Origin of the sequence: Ferruginibacter sp. HRS2-29, from assembly GCF_024343615.1 — a bacterium.
In the GTDB taxonomy this organism is placed as follows: domain Bacteria; phylum Bacteroidota; class Bacteroidia; order Chitinophagales; family Chitinophagaceae; genus Ferruginibacter.
The window spans coordinates 1-4,754 of sequence record NZ_RJUB01000148.1; the positions used below are offsets into that span (position 1 = coordinate 1).

The 4,754-nt window shown below is 49.2% G+C and carries 1 protein-coding gene; it reads right to left on the reverse strand.

Features of this window, described 5'->3' with window-relative positions; translation table 11 throughout:
* Positions 1-334: 334 nt before the first annotated feature.
* Positions 335-4,717 (reverse strand): T9SS type A sorting domain-containing protein, encoded by a 4,383-nt coding sequence (locus EGI32_RS17485; protein WP_255156647.1) that lies wholly within the window; start codon positions 4,715-4,717, stop codon positions 335-337.
* Positions 4,718-4,754: the final 37 nt, after the last annotated feature.

Here is a 4,754-nt window from a genome sequence, read left to right on the forward strand (position 1 = left end):
TTCGCTCACCTTACTAATGTTCATAAAAATACATAAACATACAGGCATCCTACCTAAGTAAATTTCCACCTTACAACTCATTGTTCCGTAGGAACATCGCATCGGCAGACCAAAACAAAACCGGGGTGATCCGTACGGTAGGTACGGCTTGTGAAAATGAAGAAATATTAATGCGATGTTATCAGGCAATGACAATGCTCCTCAGCTTCGATGTTCATAATAAATGTTCTGTATTTTCCGAAGCCGGAACCCTGCAGTACAAAACAAGAAACTCCCGGCTTTCACCGGAAGTTTCTTAAGTCATGGGGAAAAAAGCAAGATTTAAACCTCTTTATTAACGGGCTTTTACAAGCCTGATTGTTTCTACTTCTGTACCCTGCTGAACCCTCAGGATATAAGTGCCTTGAGTGAATTCCCTGCCGAAGGTATTGATGTCATTCGCTTTACCATTAGTCTGGTATACTTTCTGGCCAGCCATGTTCATTACAACCATTGTAATGGGATCGTTAGTGTTATCAGTTTCGATCTTCACCCTGAAGTCTGAAATGGAGGGGTTACCCAAAGCTGTCAGGTAGATCGCGTTACACCTTCTCCTTGATTCGCTGATCACTGCACGGGTCGATACCGTCCTTTGAGAAGCATCTTTTACGGTAACGGTATAAGTGCCTGCTGCCAACCTGGTGAATACGTTGTTGGTTCCGAATGTACCGTTATCCAGCTGGTAAGTATACGGACCAAATCCGCCCCTTGCTTCCGCTTTGATATAACCGGTGTTAGATCCCCTGCAACCAAAACCACCAGAGTTTACGATGAGTCCCAGATCAGTAATTACGTCCGGTTCGCTGATGGTGAATGATTTTGTGCCGGTACATCCTTTTGAATCTTTCACAGTAACCGAATAAGTACCTGCAACAAGGTTGCTGAAGGTATTTCCTGACTGGTAAGCGCCATCATTCAGTTTGTAAGTGTATGGTGCAGTACCGCCGGTTGCAGTAACAGTTGCAGAAGTTGTACCTCCGTTTACAGCGATCGTACCCGGAGCTACTGATACGCTGATGGCAGTTGGCTGAGCGATAGTAATGGTCACATCATCCGCTGCACCATTGGCATCCGTTACAGTAAAGGTATAAGTGCCTGCTGCTTTGGTGAAGCTACCCGTACCAGTGTATGGTGCTGTACCGCCGGTTGCAGTTACTGTTACGGTGGCTGAACCACCATTACAACTGATTGAAGTGGCTGTTGCTGCTGCTACCAGGGTAGGAATTGCTGCAGGCTGAGTTACGGTGAAGCTTTTCACCCCGATACAACCTTTCGCATCTTTCACCCTGATATTGTGTGTTCCTGCTGTTACATTGCTGAAACTGTTTGAAGCCTGGTAGGTACCATTATCATAGCTGTAAGTGTAGGCTCCCGTACCACCCGTTGCGGTTACGGTTGCAGTGGTAGTACCACCATATGCGGCGATCGTGCCTGTGGCTACCGATACGGTGATGGCTGCCGGCTGTGCCACTGTAATGGTTACATCGTCTGTTGTACCAAGCGCATCCGTTACAGTGAAAGTATAAGTACCTGCTGCTTTTGTATAAGTCCCCGTGCCGGTGTACGGTGCTGTACCGCCGGCTGCAGTTACTGTTACAATAGTGTTTTCGCCGTAACAGTTGATAGTACCTGCTGTAGCTGCCGCAACCAATGCGGGTACCTGTGCAGGCTGGCTTACAGAGAAGGTTTTTGTAGTGATGCAACCCTTTGTGTCTTTAGCCCTGATGCTATGTGTACCAGCCACTACATTGGTAAATACGTTGGAAGACTGGTAAGCACCATTATCGTAGCTGTAAGTATAACCCGGTGTGCCGCCTGTTGCTGTAGCAGTGGCTGTAGTTGAGCCGCCATATACAGCGATCGTACCTGTAGCTACTGTCACATTGATGAGCGTTGGCTGAGTTACAGTGATGGTCACATCATCTGTTACACCGGCTGCGTCAGTCACCACAAAAGTATAAGTGCCTGCGGCTTTGGTGAAAGTACCAACACCGGTATAGCTGCCAGTACCGCCTGTTGCCGTAACAACCACGGAAGTTGTTCCACCGTTGCAGGTGATGGTGCCTGCCGTAGCGGCCGCAACCAATGGTGCCGGAGCGCCTGGCTGAGATATAGTCCTTGTTTTGGAAACAGTACAGTTATTGGCATCTTTCACTGTTACGGTGTAAGAACCTGCGGTAACGTTGGTGAAGATGTTGGAGGACTGGTATGCTCCGTTATTGAGTTTGTAAGTATAGGGTGCTGTACCGCCGGCAGCAGTTACTGTCATGGTAGTAGAACCACCATTTACAGTGATCGTACCTGAAGTTACCGTAGCATTCAACACAGTTGGTTCGGTAACGGTTACTGTTACTTCATCAGTGACACCAGCCGCATCCGTTACAGTAAAAGTGTAAGTACCTGCTGCACGGGTGAAGTTACCTGTGCCGGTGTATGGAGCCGTACCGCCGGTTGCTGCTACGTTTACGGTAGTAGTCCCGCCAAAGCACGCAATAGTACCGGTTACAGACGCTGTAGCCACCAATGGCGGAACCGGGGCCGGTTCGGTAATGGTGATCGTTTTTGTGATCGTACATGCATTTTTATCGCGGAAGGTCACCGTATGTGTACCTGCAGTTACACCGGTGAAGATGCCCGAGGTTACATAATTTCCGCTATTAAGTTTGTAAGAATAATCAGGTGTGCCGCCACTCACTATTGCTGTGAGCGTGGTAGTGCCACCGTTTACAGCGATGGTTCCTGCAGTAAGTGTTCCTGTCAGCGCTGCAGGTTGCTGAACCGTTGCAGCAGCACTTGCGCTTACACCAGCCGCATCCGTTACGGTAAAGGTATAAGTACCTGCTGTACGGGTGAAAGTACCTGTACCGGTATACGGTGCAGTACCGCCTGTGGCGTTTACTGATACTACAGCAGTACCGCCATTACAAAGAATGATCGATGCTGTAGCCGTAACCACCAGTGTTGGTACGGGAGCCGGTTCAGTGATGGTAATGGTCTTTACCGAAGTACAGCCATTTGCGTCCTTAGCAGTTACAGTATGAGTACCTGCAATTACGTTGATGAAAGTGTTGGATGACTGGTATGAACCGTTGTTCAGTTTGTAAGTGTATGGAGCCGTACCACCCGATACCCCGGCTGTGATGGTGGTAGAACCGCCATTTACAGTGATGGTACCGGCAGTAGCAGTAGAGTTAAGTACGGTTGGCTGTGTGATCGTAACAGTGGCAGTGGCAGTTGAACCTGCCGCATCAGTTACCGTGAAATTGTGTGTACCTGCACCTTTGGTGAAAGTACCTGTACCGGTGTAAGGTGCCGTACCACCTGTAGCCGATACGGTTACAGAAGTAGTACCACCATTACAGGCGATGGTACCCGTTGCGCTTGCTGCTGCTGCCAGTGGTACAGGAGCCGGTTCAGTGATCGTAATGGTCTTTACCGAAGTACAGCCATTTGCATCCTTTGCAGTTACAGTATGAGTACCTGCAAATACGTTGGTGAAAGTAGTGGATGACTGGTAAGAGCCGTTGTTCAGTTTATAAGTGTATGGAGCCGTACCACCCGATGCACCTGCTGTGATGGTGGTAGAACCGCCGTTTACAGTGATGGTACCTGAAGTAACAGTAGAAGTAAGTGCGGTTGGTTCGGTGATCGTAACAGTAGCCATAGAAGTCAAACCTGCTGCGTCGGTTACCGTAAAATTGTGTGTACCTGCACCTTTGGTGAAAGTACCTGTACCGGTATAGGGTGCAGTACCGCCTGTAGCCGATACGGTTACAGAAGTGGTACCACCATTACAGGCGATGGTACCCGTTGCGCTTGCTGCCGCTACCAGTGGTGCAGGAGCAGGGCCGGGTTGTGTAATAGTGATCGTTTCGCTCACCGTACAACCTTTGGAATCTTTTACGGTGATACGATGTGTGCCTGCTGCAACACCGTTAAATATATTGCTGGATTGATATGTTCCTGCATTAAGGCTGTAAGTATAGGGAATTGTTCCACCGGCTGCTACCGTTGTAATAGCGGTAACGCCACCGTTGAGCAGGATCACTCCGGCCGACAATACGGCTGTAAGAGGCAGCAATGGCTGGGTTACGGTTACTGATGTGGTAGCAGAAGCGCCTGCTGCATCCGTTACGGTGAAAGTGTGTGTGCCTGCTGGTTTGGTAAAAGTTCCTGTACCGGTATAAGGTGCAGTACCACCGGTTGCCGCCACTGTTACAGTAGTAGTACCACCGTTACAGGCTACAGCTGCTGCGGTAGATGTTGCGGCCAGCGGAGTTGTGGGAGTAGTTACGCCGCCTTCCAGCATACCGGCATTCGGTGTGCTGTTGCCCGCTACTGAAGTACCCGCAAAATCCCTGGTAAGTCCAACGCTCCTGCCGAAGTCGACAGCAGGGCTGGCAGCAAGCGGGTTGTAGTTCCACAATTCCGGATCGGTACCAGCGATGCTGGTAAAGAGCGATGCCATGGTAGATAACTCGCTGGCGTTGGCCGTAAAGCCCAGTACACTTCCGGTGCCAAGGTGATAGATATTATTTTCATGCGTATTCTGCGCCAGATTGAAGATACCCGACCTTGCTACGTCTACACCATCAGTCAGCCAGAAAATATTATTTTTCATGGAGATGGTACAGTTGCTGCCGATGATGATCATCTGGCCAACTCCTGTGAACTGCATCTTTGTTTCTACAAAAATATTGTTGTACACCTGCAGG

Coding starts and splice junctions, on each gene's coding strand:
- EGI32_RS17485 (WP_255156647.1), bottom strand. CDS start 4,717: ATGCAGTTCACAGGAGTTGGCCAGATGATCATCATCGGCAGCAACTGT.